We start from the raw sequence: 16756 nt of genomic DNA on the forward strand, positions 1-16756 counted from the left end.
CCGCGGCTCAGGCGGCCGCTGCGCGATCCCGCAGCCGCGCGTCGATCCGGCGGGCGATCGCGAGCAGGCGCCGGTCGCTGCCCCACGGCCCCTCCAGCATGAGCCCGACCGGCAGCCCCGTCCGCGTGGAAGGCCCGGCCGGGATCGACACGGACGGTACGCCGGCGAGTGTCGCCGGCGACGTCTGGCGCACGACGCGCGCGAACAGCGCAGCGCCCTGTTCGGGCGTCATCGCGGCGGTGTCGCCGAGCGACGGCGGCTCGCCCGGCACCGTCGGCATCGCGATGCAGTCGACCGGCGCGCCGAACGCATCGTCGTACCAGTGCACGAGACGCTGCCGGCACACGATCGCTTCCGCATAGGCGTCGGCCTCGACCGGCGCTTCGACGAGTGACCGGAAGATGCCGCGCACGTCGTCGCTCGCGATCCGTTCGACGAACGTCTCGAACGGAATGCGCAGCCGCTCGGCCGCAAAGCGGCGCCAGTACCGGTTCGCCTCGAACGCCACGATCGGCAGGCCGCAGGCCTCGCTCGCGTCGTGCAGCGGCATCGCCGGCAGCGGCACGAGCGTCGCGCCGGCCGCCACGCACGACGCGAGCGCGTGTTCGATGCGGGCCGCAACGCCCGGGTCGAGCGCGTCGAAGTAAGGCGCGCCCGGTACGCCGATACGCAACTGCGGCCATTCCGGCGCGACGGCCACGCTGTCGTCGCGCGTCAGCACGGCGTCGAGCAGCAGCAAATCGTCGATGCCGTGGCCGATCGGCCCGACCGTATCGCGGGTGGGCGACAGCGACAGCACGCCATGCGGCGAATAGCGCTGCGCGGACGGCCGCAGCCCGTACACGCCGCAGAATGCGGCCGGAATGCGCACCGAGCCACCCGTGTCGGTGCCGAGGCCGAACGGGATGCCGGCCGCGACCGCGGCCGCCGTTCCGCCGCTCGACCCGCCGGCGATGCGCTGCGGATCATGCGGATTGCCGACCGCGCCGAAATGCCCGTTGCCGCTCGTGATGCCGAACGCGAGCTCGTGCATGTTCGCCTTGCCCAGCGGCACCGCACCGGCTTCGAGCAGGCGCCGTACGGTCTGCGCATCGCCGGTTGCGCGATAGCCGCCCAGCGCCGGGCTCGCACCGAGCGTCGGCATCGCGGCGGTATCGAGGTTGTCCTTGATCACGAACGGCACGCCCGCGAGCGGCAGCGCCTCGCCCCGCGCGACGCGGGCATCGATGCGCTCGGCCGTGCGGCGGGCCAGCTCGGCATCGACGTGCACCATCGCATTGAGCGGCGCGATCGCCGCGAGACGCGCGAGCGCGTCGTCGGCGACGTCGACGGCACGCCGTCCGGCCGCGCGCACGGCATCGGCGATCTCGCGCACGCTGGCGCGGGAGGCAAGTGACGGGGAGGAAACGCGGTTCGGCTGGGTTGTCATGTTGTGTGCTGGACGCGAAATCGATCGGGAAACGCGCGGCATGCCACCGGCCCGGGCAGCACGCCGTGCGAATCGCGATGTTATCGCGGCCCGCGGCCGGCCGTCACGCGAGCGGCCCGCCCGCTACGCGCCGCGCGACGACTCGCGCGCATCCGCCGCCCCGTCGACCGCGCGCGCCAGCCACGGCCCGATCTCCATCTCCTCGTAGCGCACGAGCCGGCTCTTGCGTGCGCGGCGATACGCCCACCAGATCGCGACGAACAGCGGAATCCAGACATAGATCGACAGCACTTCCATCCAGTCGATGCGCGCCGCGAAGAACGCCTGATAGTCCTGCCCGAGCGAAATCACGATGCAGATCGCGATCGCGAACAGCGGCCCGAACGGGAACCACTTCGCGCGGTACGGCAACTGGTCGAGCCGGTAGCCCTGCTTCAGGAAACCCTTGCGGAACCGGTAATGGCAGACCGCGATGCCGAGCCACGCAATGAAGCCCGTGATGCCGACCGTGTTCAACAGCCACAGATAGATGCGCTGGTTGTTGGTCAGCGACGTGAGGAAGCACAGCCCGCCGACGGCCATCGTCGCGTACAGCGCGTTGCGCGGCACGCCGCCCGGCGACAGCGTCGCGAACATCGCCGGCGCGCGCCCTTCCGCGGCGAGGTTGTACAGCATCCGCGTCGCCGCGTAGGTGCCGGAATTGCCGGCCGACAGCACGGCCGTCAGGATCACCAGGTTCATCGCGCCGGCGGCAAGCGGGAAGCCCGCATGGCTGAACACCAGCGTGAACGGACTCACGCCGATGTCGGTCACGTCGCTCTTCAGCAGGTTCGGGTCGGTGTACGGCACGAGCAGGCCGATCACGAAGATCGCGAGCACGTAGAACAGCATGATCCGCCAGAAGATCTGCTTCACCGCGCGCGGGATCGTCTTGCGCGGATTTTCCGATTCACCGGCCGCGATCCCGACCAGCTCGGTGCCGAGAAACGAGAAACCCGCGATCAGCGCGACGCTCATCATCGCGTGCACGCCGCCGACGAACGGCGCGTCGCCCGTCGTGAAGTTGCGCCAGCCGACCGGATGCCCGGTGCCGGTATGCCCGGTGCCGGTATGCCCGCTGCCGAGCACGCCGGCCGCGATCAGCAGCCCCGCCGCGATGAACGCGATCACGGTGACGACCTTGATCAGCGAGAACCAGTATTCCGATTCGCCGAAGCCGCGCACCGACAGCGTATTGAGCAGGAAGATCAGCACGAGGAAGCCCGCGCCCCACCCGATGCCCGGCACCGCCGGAAACCAGTAGCGCATCACGATCTGCGCGGCGACCAGCTCGATCGCGATCGTCACGGCCCAGCTGTACCAGTAGGTCCAGCCGAGCGCGACGCCGAAGCCTTCGTCGACGTACTTCTCGCCGTAGATCGCGAACGAGCCCGACACCGGCATCAGCGCCGCCATCTCGCCGAGCCCGGTGACGACGAAATAGACCATGATCCCGATCGCGATATAGGCGGCGATCGCCCCGCCCGGCCCCGCCTGCGCAACCGACGCGCCCGATGCGACGAACAGCCCCGTGCCGATCGAGCCGCCGATCGCGATCATCGCGATGTGGCGGCCCTGCAGACGGCGCTGGAGCGTCGTCCCGGACGGCGCAGCCGTCTCCACTGCCGCTTGCATAGCATCCATAGTGTTCACCCTGATTGGTTCCGGCTTCTTCCGCCAATTTTATTGATTCGGGATGCGAATCGATTGGCCTGGTCATTCGCGTCGAGCCGGGTCCTGCCCGGCCGGGCGCATCACACGACGCTGCGCTTGATCGCCTGCAGTTCGGCCGTCGTCACGATTTTCTCGATCCGGAATCGCGGGCTTTCCAGCCACACGTTGGCGATCCGCCGGTACTCGTCGAGATCCTCGCACGCGAGCCGCACCAGAAAATCGAACGTGCCGCTGACGAGCCAGCAATCGAGCACGGCCGGATTCGCCCGCATTTCGTCCTCGAACGGCGCCTGCGAACGCCCGTGGTCGGCCAGCACGATCTGCGCGATCACGACGATCGGCTTGGTCGCGCGCGGCGCCTTGATCACCGCGCGGTAGCCTTCGATCACGCCGAGCGCCTCGAGCCGCTCCACGCGCGCCTGGCAGGGCCGCGGCGTGAGGTTCACGCGCTCCGACAGCTTCCGGTAGGAAATCCGCCCGTCGGTACGCAGGATGTCGAGGATCCGGAGATCGATCTTGTCGAGCTGCCTCTTCTTGTCGGTCATCCGCGTTCGCTCCGGTCGGTCGTGGCTGGTGCGCGGAACGTGTCCTCGTCCGCGCGGGGCCACATTATCCGGCCGAAGCGGCCGCGCGCCAATCGGCTAGAACCGCAGCGACAGGCAGGTCAGGCCGCCGTCCATCTTGCGGAACTCGCTCGTGTCGATCACGTGCAGCGGCATGCCGAGCGACGCGATCGCATCGTGAACGCGCGGATAACCGGCCGGCGTGATCAGCGTGCCGTTCACGCGCAGCGTGTTGCCCGCGTATTCGTCAGCGGCCGAGACCGTGATCCGGCGATAGCCGGCGAACGCCGGATGCGCGGCCAGCGCTTCGGTCACGAGCAGCGTGTCGTCGCCGAGCGCGTTGACGACCGACTTCAGGTGCAGCCCCGCGCCGACCGGTACCGCCACGACCGAGTAGCCGTAGCGCGACACCAGCGCCTCGAACGCGGCGATGCCTTCGGCGTCGGTGCGGCCCGTCAGGCCGATGTAGAAGCACTTGCCGACCAGCATCACGTCGCCGCCGTCGAGACGGCCGTCCTGCATCGGCAGCAGGTCGCGATGCGCGGCGAGTGCCGCTTCGATATGCACCGTCTCGCCGCGCCGCGCAGGGGCGCCGGGGCGCGTGATCACCGCGAATTCCGGCGTCACGACCGCGACGTCCTCGACGAAGTGCGAATCGGGGAACGCGTCCAGCGGCGGCAACTCGGTCAGCGCGACGCCGAGCGTGCGCAGCGCGTCGCAATACGCATGAAACTGCGTGAGCGTCTTGTCGTAGTCGGGTGCGCCGAGTGCGGCGGTGGTCAGGCCCGCGCCACACGACGGTGCCGGACGGCGAACGATCGCTTGCGTGAATTGCATCGACTCCTCCATGGTCTGCGCCGCACCCTTGCGGCGCAAGGGCCCGCGGCGTTGTGTCCGGACCATTATCGGAAGCCAAATTGCGCAATTCGCGTCGATTTCGGCAGCGCCGACAGCCGATTGCGTCGAATTGCGCGCGGCACGCAGCGGATTCGGCAGAAGGCCGTCACGCGCCGGGCCCGAACCCCATCTGCGCTCGGCCCAGCACCGTCAGGTCGCCTTCGTCGCCACGCCCGTCGAAATCGACCTCGAAATGATCGGCCGGGAAATCGGGCGGACTCTCGCCGCGCACGAACGCGGACCGCTGACGCCGCAGGTACGCGTCGTTCTTCGCGCAGCCCGGCGCGGCCGCGATGTACATCACGTTGCTGTCGCCGCTGCCGCGGTGCGCATCCTCCACCGCATGCACGACGTCGCCGTGCCAGAACACCGCGTCGCCCGGCGCCATGTGCGGGATCGGCACCAGCGCGTCGAGCAGCAGCGCATGCCATTCGGGCCGGATCGACAGCGCGCGGCCGGGACGCGCGCCGCACAGGTCGTCGTCGGCGACGTCGTCCTGCAGCGCGCGCAGCACGACGTAGGCCATCGCGTTCGCGACCGGGATCAACTGCAGCGTGCCGTCGCCGGGCCCCTGCGGCGTCAGCGCGGTCCAGCCCTGGAACGTGCGGAACATCGAACAGACGGCCGGCGACGGAATCTCTTCCACGTCGGGACGGAACGCGGCGTCGAACGGATCGTAATCGCGCCAGCGACCGGCCAGCACGTGCCGGTAGACCTGCCGGAAGTTCGCCCCGAGCCAGCGCTCGACGGAGCCGCCGTCGACGTGCGGCGACAGCCCGAGCGACGTCGAACCGGGCGGCCGGCGGCGAATCCGGTCCGCATAGGCCGGCACCTGGTCCGGATCGAAATGCATGCGCACGGCATCCGCGCGCCGCCACAGGCGGTTCAGGAACACACGTGCCTGCGTCAGCGCCGGCGACTGGCGCGCGGCCACCTGCGGCTTCGACCAGTAGACGCCGTAGATCTGCGGCTTGCCCGATGCGAGATTGCCGAAATAGCGGTCTTCCGCACGCGCATTCAACCGCTCGGCGAAGCGGTTCGCATCCAGATACGCACCGATCTCGTCGTTCCAGTCGCGCGCCTGATGCGCGTCGAATACGCCGCGGATCACGACCGCGCCGTGCGTGCGGATGGCGGCGATCGCGCGAGGATCGACGGTGCCGCCCGCGATATCCGCGAACGGCACGACCGGGATCACGTCATGGCCGTGCGCGTGCGCGCGGCGGATCGCCTCGACCTGCCGCGCGATGTCGCCCTCCAGTTCGCGAAACGACGCCGCGTAACCGGGCAGGTCGGCGCGCAGCACCCGTTTCGCCGCGCGGATCGCGGCCGGCAGATCGTCAATCGTCAGTTGCATCGTGGTCTCCTCGCTGAAGCGTATCGTGATGTGCTGTCAGCGTACGGCCGGTACGGGGCCGCCATCACCGCTATCCGGTCAACTATCGATACAATTCTGACAACCGCGCGTTACTCCGGACGATGACAGACCACGCAGAGCTTGTTGCCGTCCGGATCGCGAAAATAGGCGCCGTAGTAGTCGCGGTGATAGTCCGGGCGCAGGCCCGGCGGCCCTTCGCAGGTGCCGCCGTGCCGCAGCGCGAGCGCGTGGCAGCGATCGACGAGCGCGCGGGCCGGCGCGACGAACGCGACCGTGTGCCCGTTGCCCGGTTCGGGCGCGCGGCCGTCGAGCGGCCGGCCGAAGAAGAACAGCGGCCGGTCGGCATCGGCCGGCATCCAGCCCGACCAGCCGTCCGGCTCGCGGAATTTCAGGCGCAGCCCGAGTGCCGCGAACAGCGGCGCGTAGAAATCGTAGGCGCGCGTCGTATCGCTGACGCCGACGCAAACGTGTGAAAACATGGCATCGCTCCGTGGTGACGATTGCGTTCTCGATCATGCCACGACGCGCTGCCCGCCCCTACCGGAGGCCGCGATGAAACCGCAGTACGAGCATGTGACGTTCTCGCCAGGCTGTTCGATCCGCGTGTATCACCGCCAGCTCGCGCGCATCCCGTTCGAATGGCATCGCCATCCCGAGTACGAACTGACGCTGACGCTCAACAGCCGCGGCCAGCGCTTCATCGGCGATCACGTCGCGCGCTACGCGGACGACGATCTCGTGCTCGTGCCGCCCAACCTGCCGCATACGTGGTCGTCGAACGCGCGCATCGATCGCGCGGCGCCCGAAGTCGCGCTCGTCGTCTGGTTCGACGGCGACTGGGTGCGGCGGCTGGCAGATTGCTGCCCCGAATACGCGCCGCTGCGCTCGCTGCTGCGTCGCGCGGCGCCCGGCCTGCGTTTCGACGTGGAAGCCGCCCGCGCGATGCGGGCGCGACTGCCGCGGTTGCTCGATCCGTCGCCGCGCGCACGGCTCGCGGCGGCGCTCGACACGCTCGCCGATCTCGCCGAAGCCGGCGGCACGCCGCTCGCCACCGCACACGCGTATGACCGGCCGGACGGCACGGCACCGTCCGCCGACGCGGCCGCGCCCGAAGCCGAACGCCTCGACCGCGTGCTCGATGCGATCGACCGGCGCTTTCACGAACCGCTGCGCATCGACGCGCTCGCCGCCGCCGCGCACATGTCCGAGCGCACGCTGCAGCGCCTGTTCGTCCGGCATCTCGGCGAAAGCGTCGGCCGCTACCTGCAACGGCTGCGACTCGCGCACGCGTGCCGTCATCTCGTCGGCACCGACTGGCCGATCGCGACGGTAGCCGCGCGCTGCGGCATTCCGAACGCCGCGAACTTCAACCGCCAGTTCCTCGCCGCGCGCGGGATGACGCCGGGCGCGTACCGGCAGTTCTTCAAGCAGCACGGCCACGCCCCCGACGACGACGCGCCGGCACTCGATACCCGCCCGCCCTCGCTGGAGCGCCGCGCCCATTCACGGCACAAATGAAAACACCCCGACGGGCGGACCCGTCGGGGTGTCGTGGCGTTGCGATTGCCCGACGCGAGCGGCCTGCCGGCCGTTCGCGCCGCACACGACTTAACGTGCGTCGATCGGCTTCGCTTCGCGCGGCGTGTCGCCGATGAACAGCTGGCGCGGACGGCCGATCTTCTGTTCCGGATCGGCGATCATTTCGTTCCACTGTGCGATCCAGCCGACCGTACGTGCCATCGCGAAGATACACGTGAACATCGACGTCGGGATGCCCAGCGCGCGCTGGACGATGCCCGAGTAGAAGTCGACGTTCGGGTACAGCTTGCGCGACACGAAGTATTCGTCTTCCAGCGCGATCTTCTCGAGCTGCATCGCGAGCTTGAACAGCGGGTCGTCGTGCAGGCCCAGTTCGTTCAGCACTTCGTAGCACGTTTCGCGCATCAGCTTCGCACGCGGATCGTAGTTCTTGTACACGCGGTGGCCGAAGCCCATCAGCTTCACGCCCGAATTCTTGTCCTTCACCTGCTTGATGAATTCGGGGATGTTGTCCGGCGAACCGATCTGCTCGAGCATGTTCAGCGCGGCTTCGTTCGCACCACCGTGCGCCGGGCCCCACAGACATGCGATACCGGCGGCGATACACGCGAACGGGTTCGCACCCGACGAACCGGCGAGGCGGACCGTCGACGTCGACGCGTTCTGCTCGTGGTCGGCGTGCAGGATCAGGATACGGTCGAGCGCGCGGACGAGCACGTCGTTGACCTTGTACTCCTCGCACGGGTTCGAGAACATCATGTGCATGAAGTTCGCGCTATACGACAGCGAGTTCTTCGGATACACGAACGGCTGGCCGATGCTGTACTTGTACGCCATCGCGACGAGCGTCGGCAGCTTCGCGATCATGCGGATCGCCGACACTTCACGGTGACGCGGGTCGTTGATGTCGAGCGAGTCGTGGTAGAACGCGGACAGCGCGCCGACCGCGGCGACCAGGATCGCCATCGGGTGCGCGTCGCGGCGGAAACCACGGAAGAAGAAGTGCATCTGCTCGTGCACCATCGTGTGCTTCGTGACGGTGTCGACGAATTCCTTCTTCTGCGCTGCGTTCGGCAGCTCGCCCTTCAGCAGCAGGTAGCAGCTTTCGAGGAAGTCCGCGTTCTGCGCGAGGTTGTCGATCGGGTAGCCGCGGTACAGCAGCTCGCCCTTGTCGCCGTCGATGTACGTGATCGCCGAATTACAAGCCGCCGTCGACATGAAGCCCGGGTCGTACGTGAACTTGCCGGTCTGGCCGTACAGCTTGCGGATGTCGATTACGTCCGGGCCCATCGTGCCCTTGTAGATCGGCAGTTCGACGCTCGGCGAGTTGTCGCTGAACGATAGCGTGGCTTTAACATCAGACGGAGTCATGGCACATCCTCAATCGAAATAAAGAAACGGGATTCGATAACGGGCACAGCGCGTTACACCTTGGCGTTACACGTTGCGCAGCATCTCCAACAGCCGGTGAATATCCGGGCTGTCTAGGTCGCCCTCTGGTTCCTTGCGCGCGAGGAGCAAGTCCATCAGGTCGTTGTCGCTCAGATCGAGCAGGCGCGACAACGCGCCTACGTCTGCATCGGTGAGGTCATGCTCGTATCTGCCGAAGAAACGCTCGAATACGATATCGTTTTCCAGCAGACCCCGCCGCGCGCGCCAGCGAAGGCGCGCGCGACGGTGCGGGTCGGATTGATGCGAATCGTCGCTCATTGCAACCCGGCCTTAAACCGCGCGGCGGACCATCAGTTCCTTGATCTTGCCGATCGCCTTCGTCGGGTTCAGGCCCTTCGGGCAAACGTCGACGCAGTTCATGATCGTGTGGCAACGGAACAGACGGTACGGGTCTTCCAGGTTGTCGAGACGCTCGCCGGTGGCCGTGTCGCGGCTGTCCGCGATGAAGCGGTAAGCCTGCAGCAGGCCGGCCGGGCCGACGAACTTGTCCGGGTTCCACCAGAAGCTCGGGCACGACGTCGAGCAGCTCGCGCACAGAATGCACTCGTACACGCCGTCGAGCTCGTCGCGTTCTTCCGGCGACTGGAGACGTTCCTTCTCCGGCGGCGGCGCGTCGTTGATCAGGTACGGCTTGATCGAGTGGTACTGGTTGAAGAAGTGCGTCATGTCGACGATCAGGTCGCGCACGACGGGCAGGCCCGGCAGCGGACGCAGCACGATCTTCTGCGGCAGGTCGTTCAGGTTCGTCAGGCACGCGAGACCGTTCTTGCCGTTGATGTTCATCGCGTCCGAACCGCACACGCCTTCGCGGCACGAACGGCGGAACGACAGCGTCTCGTCGACGGCCTTCAGCTTCACCAGTGCGTCGAGCAGCATGCGCTCATGCTGGATCTCGAGCTCGTACGTCTGCATGCGCGGCGCTGCGTCCTTGTCCGGATCGTAGCGGTAGACTTCAAAAATGCGTTTTGCCATTTCGGATTCCTTTGACTCGGCTTAGAACGTGCGCGGCTTCGGCGGCACGGATTCGACCGTCAGCGGCTTCATTTGAACCGGCTTGTAGTCGAGGCGATCGCCTTCGCTGTACCACAGCGTGTGGCGCAGCCAGTTCTCGTCGTCGCGATGTTCGTAGTCGCTGTGTGCGTGCGCGCCACGGCTTTCCTTGCGCGCTTCCGCCGACACCATCGTGGCGCGCGCCACTTCGATCAGGTTCTCCAGCTCGAGCGCTTCGACGCGCGCGGTGTTGAACACCTTCGACTTGTCCTTCAGGTGGATGTTGTCCACGCGCGCCGCCAGGCCGGCCATCTGCTCGACGCCTTCCTTCAGCAGCGCCGACGTGCGGAACACGCCCGCGTGCTTCTGCATCGTCGCGCGGATGTCGTTCGCGACGTCCTGCGTGTATTCGCCCGACGTCGACTTGTCGAGCTTGTTCAGGCGCGCCAGCGAGAATTCGCCTGCATCGGCCGGCAGCGGCTTGTGTTCCTTCTGGTTCTTCACGTGCTCGACGATGTGGTTGCCGGCCGCACGGCCGAACACCACGAGGTCCAGCAGCGAGTTCGTGCCGAGGCGGTTCGCGCCGTGCACGGACACGCACGAGCATTCGCCCACTGCGTAGAAGCCGTTGACCGGTTCCTTGTGATCGCGCGACGTGCCGACGACCTGACCGTGGATGTTGGTCGGGATGCCGCCCATCTGGTAGTGGATCGTCGGGACGACCGGGATCGGTTCCTTGATCGCGTCGACGTTCGCGAACTTCAGCGCGATTTCGCGGATCGACGGCAGACGCTTCATGATCGTCTCGGCGCCGATGTGCGACAGGTCGAGCAGCACGTGATCCTTGTTCGGACCGACGCCGCGACCTTCCTTGATTTCCTGGTCCATCGAACGCGACACGAAGTCACGCGGCGCCAGATCCTTCAGCGTCGGCGCGTAGCGCTCCATGAAACGCTCGCCGTTCGCGTTGCGCAGGATACCGCCTTCGCCGCGCACGCCTTCGGTGATCAGCACGCCCGCGCCGGCCACGCCGGTCGGGTGGAACTGCCAGAACTCCATGTCCTGCAGCGCGATGCCCGAACGCGCGGCCATGCCGAGGCCGTCGCCGGTGTTGATGAACGCGTTGGTCGACGCCGCGAAGATCCGGCCTGCGCCGCCCGTCGCGAACAACGTCGTCTTGCCTTCCATGATGTAGACGTCGCCCGTCTCCATCTCGAGGGCCGTCACGCCGAGCACGTCGCCTTCCGCGTCGCGGATCAGGTCGAGCGCCATCCATTCGACGAAGAACTGCGTCTTCGCTTCGACGTTCTGCTGGTACAGCGTGTGCAGCAGCGCGTGACCGGTACGGTCGGCGGCCGCGCACGCGCGCTGGACCGGCTTCTCGCCGTAGTTCGCGGTGTGGCCGCCGAACGGACGCTGGTAGATCGTGCCGTCCGCGTTGCGGTCGAACGGCATGCCGAAGTGCTCGAGTTCGTACACGACGTTCGGCGCTTCACGGCACATGAATTCGATCGCGTCCTGGTCGCCGAGCCAGTCGGAACCCTTGATCGTGTCGTAGAAGTGGAAGTGCCAGTTGTCTTCGCTCATGTTGCCGAGCGACGCACCGATACCGCCCTGCGCGGCCACCGTGTGCGAGCGCGTCGGGAACACCTTCGACAGCACGCCGACCGACAGGCCCGCGCGCGACAGTTGCAGCGCTGCGCGCAAGCCCGAGCCGCCCGCGCCGACGATCACCACGTCGAACTTGCGGCGCGGCAGGTTAGTTTTGATTGCAGCCATTCTTTACACTCTCCAGAGAATCTGCGCGGCGTAGCCCGCACATGCGAGCAGCCAGACGATGGTCAGCGATTGCAGCAGCAGGCGCACACCGACGGGCTTCACGTAGTCCATCCAGATGTCGCGCACGCCGACCCATGCGTGGTAGAAGAGGGAAAGCAGCATCACGAAGGTCGCGAGCTTCATCCATTGCGCGGCGAAGATCGATGCCCAGCCTTCGTACGAAAAATCGTGCGCGCCGAAGAACAGGACGAGCAGAATGACCGTGTAGACCGCCATGATGGTGGCGGTGATGCGCTGCGCGAGCCAGTCGCGCAGGCCGTAGTGAGCGCCGACGACGAGGCGCTTCGAGCCGATTCGGTTATTGGCTGCCATTTTCTTAGAATGCTCCGAACAGTTTGAGTGCCATGGCGATCGTCAGCGCGATCGAGACGACAAAGACGACGACGGCCGTCCGCTTGCCGCCTTCCTTCGTGACGGCGTCGTGGTTGACGTCCATCAGCAGGTGGCGAATGCCGGCGCAGAAATGGTGGAAGAAGGCCCACGACAGTGCGAGGACGATCAGCTTGACGATGATGTTGGAGAGGAAAGCCTTGAAGACTTCGAAGCTGAGCTCGGACGTGAGGCTCTGGTCGAAGAGGAACAGCAGGAACGGCAGGAACAAGAACAGCAGCGCGCCGCTGACTCGATGGAGAATCGACAATATCGCCGCCAGCGGCATGCGATATTTCATCGTGATATCGCCGAATCCGATGTTCCGGTATTCCGGCCTCGGCTTTCTTACTGCATCAGTCATGCTAGACCCCTACTATGTTGTCACACTAATCCGCGATTTTAGCGCCTTTTTATATCGCGCTGCAGCGAAAGTCTGCTCTGGATAGTTGCGCGAACACGAACAAAGGCGGCCCGAAACGTGCTTCGCGAGCGTGGGAATCGCGAACGCACTCGGCTTGAGCCGAAGCTGCTCAACTCAAGTCATTCTGATAGTAGTACCCGGTTGTGACATACCAGCCGCGACGCACTTCCACCGGCCGGTCCCCGTATGTATAGGACACGCGCTCGACCGACAGCAACGGGAAACCCGCGGGCACATGCAGCAGGTCCGCCACCGACGGCTCCGCCGCGACCGCGCGGATCTTCTCCGTCGCGCGGATCATCCGCGTGCCGAATTCCGTCTCGAACATCGCGTAGAGCGGCCCCTTGTACTCGCTCAGCCGCTCGAACGTGAGCCCGCGGAACATCGCGCCCGGCAGCCAGATCTCGTCGAGCACCGTCACTTCGCCGTCGAACTCCAGCAGCCGGCGCACCTGCACGACCGGGTCGGCCGGCTTCAGGTCGAGCTGCCGCGCGATCTCCGCCGGCGCACGCAGGCGACGGCATTCGAGCAGGCGGCTCACGTGCGGGTGTTCGGCGCCGTCGTCGGCCAGCAGACGCAGGAAGCGGAACTGCGCGCGATCCTCGTTGTGCGTTGCAACAAAAGTACCCTTGCCCTGCCGCCGGACCACGAGGTTTTCGGCGGCCAGCTCGTCGATCGCCTTGCGAACGGTGCCCTGGCTGACCTTGTAGCGGGCCGCGAGCTCCACTTCGCTCGGAATGATCTCGCCCGGCTTCCATTCGCCGGATTCGAGACTTTGCGTGATCAATGACTTAATCTGCTGGTATAACGGGCTGAACGTCGGCGACGGCGACGCCGCGGGCGAAGGTGCGGGATCGCCCGCGCCCGGCTGCCCTGGGCCGCCTGCGCCGGTCTGATTCGCGGTATTCGCCTGGTTCGATGTCATGGCGCGCATTTCATCACAAACCGCACTTTTTCGTCCACTCAATTTCCGCAAAACATCTGTCTTATATAAGACATATGATACCGTTTGACTTTGCGCGTGACGGCTCCTACACTCCCGGTCGAGCAAGGGTTCGCGGGTGCAACAGCGCGTCCCCGGCTACGTGCCACGGCCGTCTCCAGGTTCACCGCGTCTGCCATCGCGAGTCCTCCGCCCTGCTTCAATGCAACGCTACGCACAACGCGCATAGAATGGCGTTTTCGCTCGCGTCCAACGCTTCATCCGTCCTGGAGATTTTCAATGGCTAAGCCCGCAAAGCGCGTTGCCGTCACCGGCGCCGCAGGTCAAATCGCTTACTCCCTGCTGTTCCGCATCGCGAACGGCGACCTGCTCGGCAAGGACCAGCCGGTCATCCTGCAACTGCTCGACCTCCCGCAAGCCCAAGCCGCCGTCAAAGGCGTCGTGATGGAACTCGACGATTGCGCGTTCCCGCTGCTCGCGGGCGTCGTGATCACCGACGATCCGAAGGTCGCATTCAAGGATGCCGACGTCGCGCTGCTCGTCGGTGCACGTCCGCGCTCGAAGGGCATGGAGCGCAAGGACCTGCTGTCGGCGAACGCTGAAATCTTCACGGTTCAGGGCGCCGCGCTGAACGAAGTCGCGAGCCGCGACGTGAAGGTGCTGGTCGTCGGCAACCCGGCGAACACGAACGCCTACATCGCGATGAAGTCGGCGCCGGATCTGCCGAAGAAGAACTTCACGGCCATGCTGCGCCTCGACCACAACCGCGCGCTGTCGCAGCTCGCCGCCAAGTCGGGCAAGCCGGTCGCGTCGATCGAGAAGCTCGCCGTGTGGGGCAACCACTCGCCGACGATGTACCCGGACTTCCGCTTCGCGACCGCCGAAGGCGAATCGCTGCTGAAGCTGATCAACGACGACGTGTGGAACCGCGACACGTTCATCCCGACCGTCGGCAAGCGCGGCGCGGCGATCATCGAAGCGCGCGGCCTGTCGTCGGCGGCGTCGGCGGCCAACGCGGCGATCGACCACGTCCGTGACTGGGTGCTCGGCACGAACGGCAAGTGGGTCACGATGGGCATCCCGTCGGACGGTTCGTACGGCATCCCCGAAGACATCATCTACGGTGTGCCGGTCGTCTGCGAAAACGGCGAGTACAAGCGCGTCGAAGGCCTGGAAATCGACGCGTTCTCGCGCGAGAAGATGGACGGCACGCTGGCCGAGCTGCTCGAAGAGCGCGACGGCGTCGCCCACCTGCTGAAGAACTAAGCATCACGCGCCGGTGCCGGGCGGCCCTCGGGCCACCCGGTTTCGACCCGGGCCGGCCAGCCGCCGGCCCGGCCGAACGATCCGATCCGCGCACGTTTTGCCGCCCCGCGCCCACGGCGCACCGGCCCAGAACCTGCCCGAATCCGATTTTCTCCACGCTGACACGCTCCCCTGACGTCGAACAGATGGCCGCGCTCACTCCTGCACAAGTGCTGTACGACGGGGCGTCCCCGCCCGCGATCCTGCCCTGCTGCGATCATTACGCGGGCAGCGAAAAGCTGATGCGCAAGTCGCTCGCGCTGCAGGCCGAGCTGGGTCCCGTATTCGACATCACGCTCGACTGCGAGGACGGCGCCGCCGTCGGCCAGGAAGCCGCGCATGCGGCGCTCGTCGCCGACCTGCTCGGCAGCGACGAGAACCGCTTCGGCCGCGTCGGCGTCCGGATCCACGACTTTTCCCACCCGCACTGGCGCGACGACGTCCGCATCGTGCTGCGCGCCGCGCGTGCACCGGCCTACATCACGCTCCCGAAGATCGCGGCCGCGGCCGATGCCGCGGAAATGTCCGCGTTCATCGAAGGAACGCGCCGCGAGCTCGGCATCGCGCAGCCGATCCCGGTGGACGTGCTGGTCGAGACGCACGGCGCGCTGGCGCAGGCGGCCGCGCTCGCCGCGCTGCCGACGGTCGGCACGCTGAGCTTCGGGCTGATGGACTTCGTCTCCGCGCACCATGGCGCGATTCCCGATTCCGCGATGCGCTCGCCCGGCCAGTTCGACCATCCGCTCGTGCGCCGCGCGAAGCTGGACATCGCCGCGGCCTGCCACGCGCACGGCAAGACGCCGTCGCACAACGTGACGACCGAGGTGCGCGACATGGGCGTCGTGGCCGGCGATGCGCGCCGCGCGCGCGACGAATTCGCGTTCACGCGGATGTGGAGCATCCACCCCGCGCAGATCCGCCCGATCGTCGACGCGTTCGCGCCGCGCACCGACGAGGTCGCGCTGGCCGCCGAGATCCTGCTGGCCGCGCAGGCGGCCGACTGGGGCCCGACGCGCCACGGTGATACGCTGCACGATCGCGCGAGTTATCGCTATTACTGGTCGGTGCTGCGCCGTGCGCGCGCCACCGGCCAGCCCGTTCCGGCCGAGGCCGCGCCGCTGTTCGGCCCGGCCGCCGCGGGCGCCGCGCCTTGAGCGCGCGCCGCCGGCCGAACCACGCGTTTCATGCATTCGCCGGGACGCAAGCCGGACAGAGGTTTGCGAAACGACAAAAAACGTAACGGAGCCCGAAAACCTGATATCTGCGCGGCCAAATAGGTGAAAATAGCGGCCGCTGCGCGCTTTCGGGGCGCGTGCAGTTTCAAACCGGCCGGCGGTTTCGATTGCCGGCCCTTGTCAACTGATTATCGAAAGGTTCTGACTCCATGAAGAAACTCCTGATCGCTACCGCCATCGGCGCCTTGTCCGCCACGATGCTGGTGTCGGCTCCGAGCGCGTTTGCCCAGGGTACGGCCACCACGACCGCGAAAAAAGCCACGGCCAAGCGCCCGGCACCGGCCAAGCGCATCATCCCGCGCAGCAAGAAGGCGCAGGCGCGCGCAGCGGCCAAGGTCGATCCGGTACCGGACGGCGCGGTCAAGTGGTCCTGTAAGGAAGGCCTGTCGTTCGATCTCGCCGGCGACATGAAGCGCGACCAGGTCGTCACGGTTCACTGGGCGAAGAAGAACTACAAGCTGCCGCGTCAAGCCACGACGACGGGCGCCGACACGTTCTACGATCCGGCAGCAGGCTTCAAGCTGGTCGTGATCCCGACCAAGGCGATGCTGTTCTCCGACGCCAACGGCGGCGAGCGCCTCGCGGACGAGTGCGTGACGCCGGAAATGGCGCAAGGCACGCCGGCACCGACGCAGTCGAACGAACTGAAGCCGGCAACGAACTAAGCGCGTTCCCCTCGG

The 16756-nt window shown here is 66.8% G+C and carries 17 protein-coding genes; 4 read left to right on the forward strand and 13 right to left on the reverse strand.

The window, feature by feature from the left end; genetic code table 11:
* Window positions 1-7: 7 nt before the first annotated feature.
* The 6 genes from iaaH to G3N62_RS15990 all read right to left on the reverse strand — a co-directional run bounded on the left by iaaH (window position 8) and on the right by G3N62_RS15990 (window position 6459).
* Window positions 8-1429, reverse strand: coding sequence for an indoleacetamide hydrolase (gene iaaH, locus G3N62_RS15965; RefSeq protein ID WP_124668853.1), 1422 nt, complete (start codon window positions 1427-1429; stop codon window positions 8-10).
* Window positions 1430-1552: 123 nt separating this feature from the next.
* Window positions 1553-3112, reverse strand: coding sequence for an amino acid permease (locus G3N62_RS15970; RefSeq protein ID WP_124668852.1), 1560 nt, complete (start codon window positions 3110-3112; stop codon window positions 1553-1555).
* A 110-nt stretch (window positions 3113-3222) separates the two neighbouring features.
* A complete protein-coding gene (locus tag G3N62_RS15975; RefSeq protein WP_034185797.1) occupies window positions 3223-3687 on the reverse strand; it encodes an Lrp/AsnC family transcriptional regulator in 465 nt (154 codons plus the stop codon).
* A 96-nt stretch (window positions 3688-3783) separates the two neighbouring features.
* Window positions 3784-4542 carry an amidinotransferase gene (locus G3N62_RS15980; protein ID WP_034185982.1) on the reverse strand — a complete coding sequence of 253 codons (759 nt, stop codon included), beginning with the start codon at window positions 4540-4542 and terminating at the stop codon, window positions 3784-3786.
* Window positions 4543-4708: 166 nt separating this feature from the next.
* Window positions 4709-5959: a DUF1479 domain-containing protein gene (locus tag G3N62_RS15985; RefSeq protein ID WP_124668851.1), complete on the reverse strand. Its 1251-nt coding sequence runs from the start codon at window positions 5957-5959 to the stop codon at window positions 4709-4711.
* Between the two features lie 110 nt (window positions 5960-6069).
* Entirely contained in the window at window positions 6070-6459 is a 390-nt protein-coding gene (locus G3N62_RS15990) for a VOC family protein (protein WP_034185795.1), read from the reverse strand.
* Between the two features lie 73 nt (window positions 6460-6532).
* On the opposite strand from G3N62_RS15990, the gene G3N62_RS15995 reads away from it, so the two are divergent.
* Window positions 6533-7498, forward strand: a complete 966-nt coding sequence (locus G3N62_RS15995) for an AraC family transcriptional regulator (protein WP_124668850.1) — start codon at window positions 6533-6535, stop codon at window positions 7496-7498.
* 90 nt (window positions 7499-7588) lie between these two features.
* Here G3N62_RS15995 and gltA read toward each other — a convergent pair whose 3' ends face one another.
* The 7 genes from gltA to G3N62_RS16030 form a co-directional block, all read right to left on the reverse strand.
* Complete coding sequence (gene gltA, locus G3N62_RS16000) at window positions 7589-8890, reverse strand: citrate synthase (RefSeq protein WP_034185794.1); 1302 nt, start codon at window positions 8888-8890, stop codon at window positions 7589-7591.
* Window positions 8891-8956: 66 nt separating this feature from the next.
* Window positions 8957-9229: a succinate dehydrogenase assembly factor 2 gene (locus tag G3N62_RS16005; RefSeq protein WP_011548107.1), complete on the reverse strand. Its 273-nt coding sequence runs from the start codon at window positions 9227-9229 to the stop codon at window positions 8957-8959.
* A gap of 12 nt (window positions 9230-9241) precedes the next feature.
* Window positions 9242-9943, reverse strand: coding sequence for a succinate dehydrogenase iron-sulfur subunit (locus G3N62_RS16010; protein WP_011658352.1), 702 nt, complete (start codon window positions 9941-9943; stop codon window positions 9242-9244).
* A 21-nt stretch (window positions 9944-9964) separates the two neighbouring features.
* Window positions 9965-11740: a succinate dehydrogenase flavoprotein subunit gene (gene sdhA / locus G3N62_RS16015; protein WP_034185793.1), complete on the reverse strand. Its 1776-nt coding sequence runs from the start codon at window positions 11738-11740 to the stop codon at window positions 9965-9967.
* Window positions 11741-11743: 3 nt separating this feature from the next.
* On the reverse strand, window positions 11744-12112 hold the full coding sequence (gene sdhD / locus G3N62_RS16020) for a succinate dehydrogenase, hydrophobic membrane anchor protein (RefSeq protein ID WP_011355745.1): 369 nt from the start codon (window positions 12110-12112) through the stop codon (window positions 11744-11746).
* A 4-nt stretch (window positions 12113-12116) separates the two neighbouring features.
* The gene (gene sdhC, locus G3N62_RS16025; RefSeq protein ID WP_034185792.1) at window positions 12117-12533 is read right to left on the reverse strand and encodes a succinate dehydrogenase, cytochrome b556 subunit; all 417 of its coding nucleotides are present in this window, start codon (window positions 12531-12533) and stop codon (window positions 12117-12119) included.
* A 169-nt stretch (window positions 12534-12702) separates the two neighbouring features.
* Window positions 12703-13527 carry a GntR family transcriptional regulator gene (locus G3N62_RS16030; protein WP_080287700.1) on the reverse strand — a complete coding sequence of 275 codons (825 nt, stop codon included), beginning with the start codon at window positions 13525-13527 and terminating at the stop codon, window positions 12703-12705.
* Window positions 13528-13815: 288 nt separating this feature from the next.
* Here G3N62_RS16030 and G3N62_RS16035 point away from each other — a divergent pair, with 288 nt between their 5' ends.
* The 3 genes from G3N62_RS16035 (at window position 13816) to G3N62_RS16045 (ending at window position 16741) form a co-directional block, all read left to right on the forward strand.
* Complete coding sequence (locus G3N62_RS16035) at window positions 13816-14802, forward strand: malate dehydrogenase (protein ID WP_006754984.1); 987 nt, start codon at window positions 13816-13818, stop codon at window positions 14800-14802.
* Window positions 14803-14987: 185 nt separating this feature from the next.
* A complete protein-coding gene (locus G3N62_RS16040) occupies window positions 14988-15995 on the forward strand; it encodes an aldolase/citrate lyase family protein (RefSeq protein ID WP_124668849.1) in 1008 nt (335 codons plus the stop codon).
* 230 nt (window positions 15996-16225) lie between these two features.
* Window positions 16226-16741 carry a hypothetical protein gene (locus G3N62_RS16045; protein ID WP_034185790.1) on the forward strand — a complete coding sequence of 172 codons (516 nt, stop codon included), beginning with the start codon at window positions 16226-16228 and terminating at the stop codon, window positions 16739-16741.
* The last annotated feature ends 15 nt before the right edge of the window (window positions 16742-16756 follow it).

Origin of the sequence: Burkholderia sp. Tr-20355, assembly GCF_017104685.1 — a bacterium.
Taxonomy (GTDB): domain Bacteria; phylum Pseudomonadota; class Gammaproteobacteria; order Burkholderiales; family Burkholderiaceae; genus Burkholderia; species Burkholderia seminalis.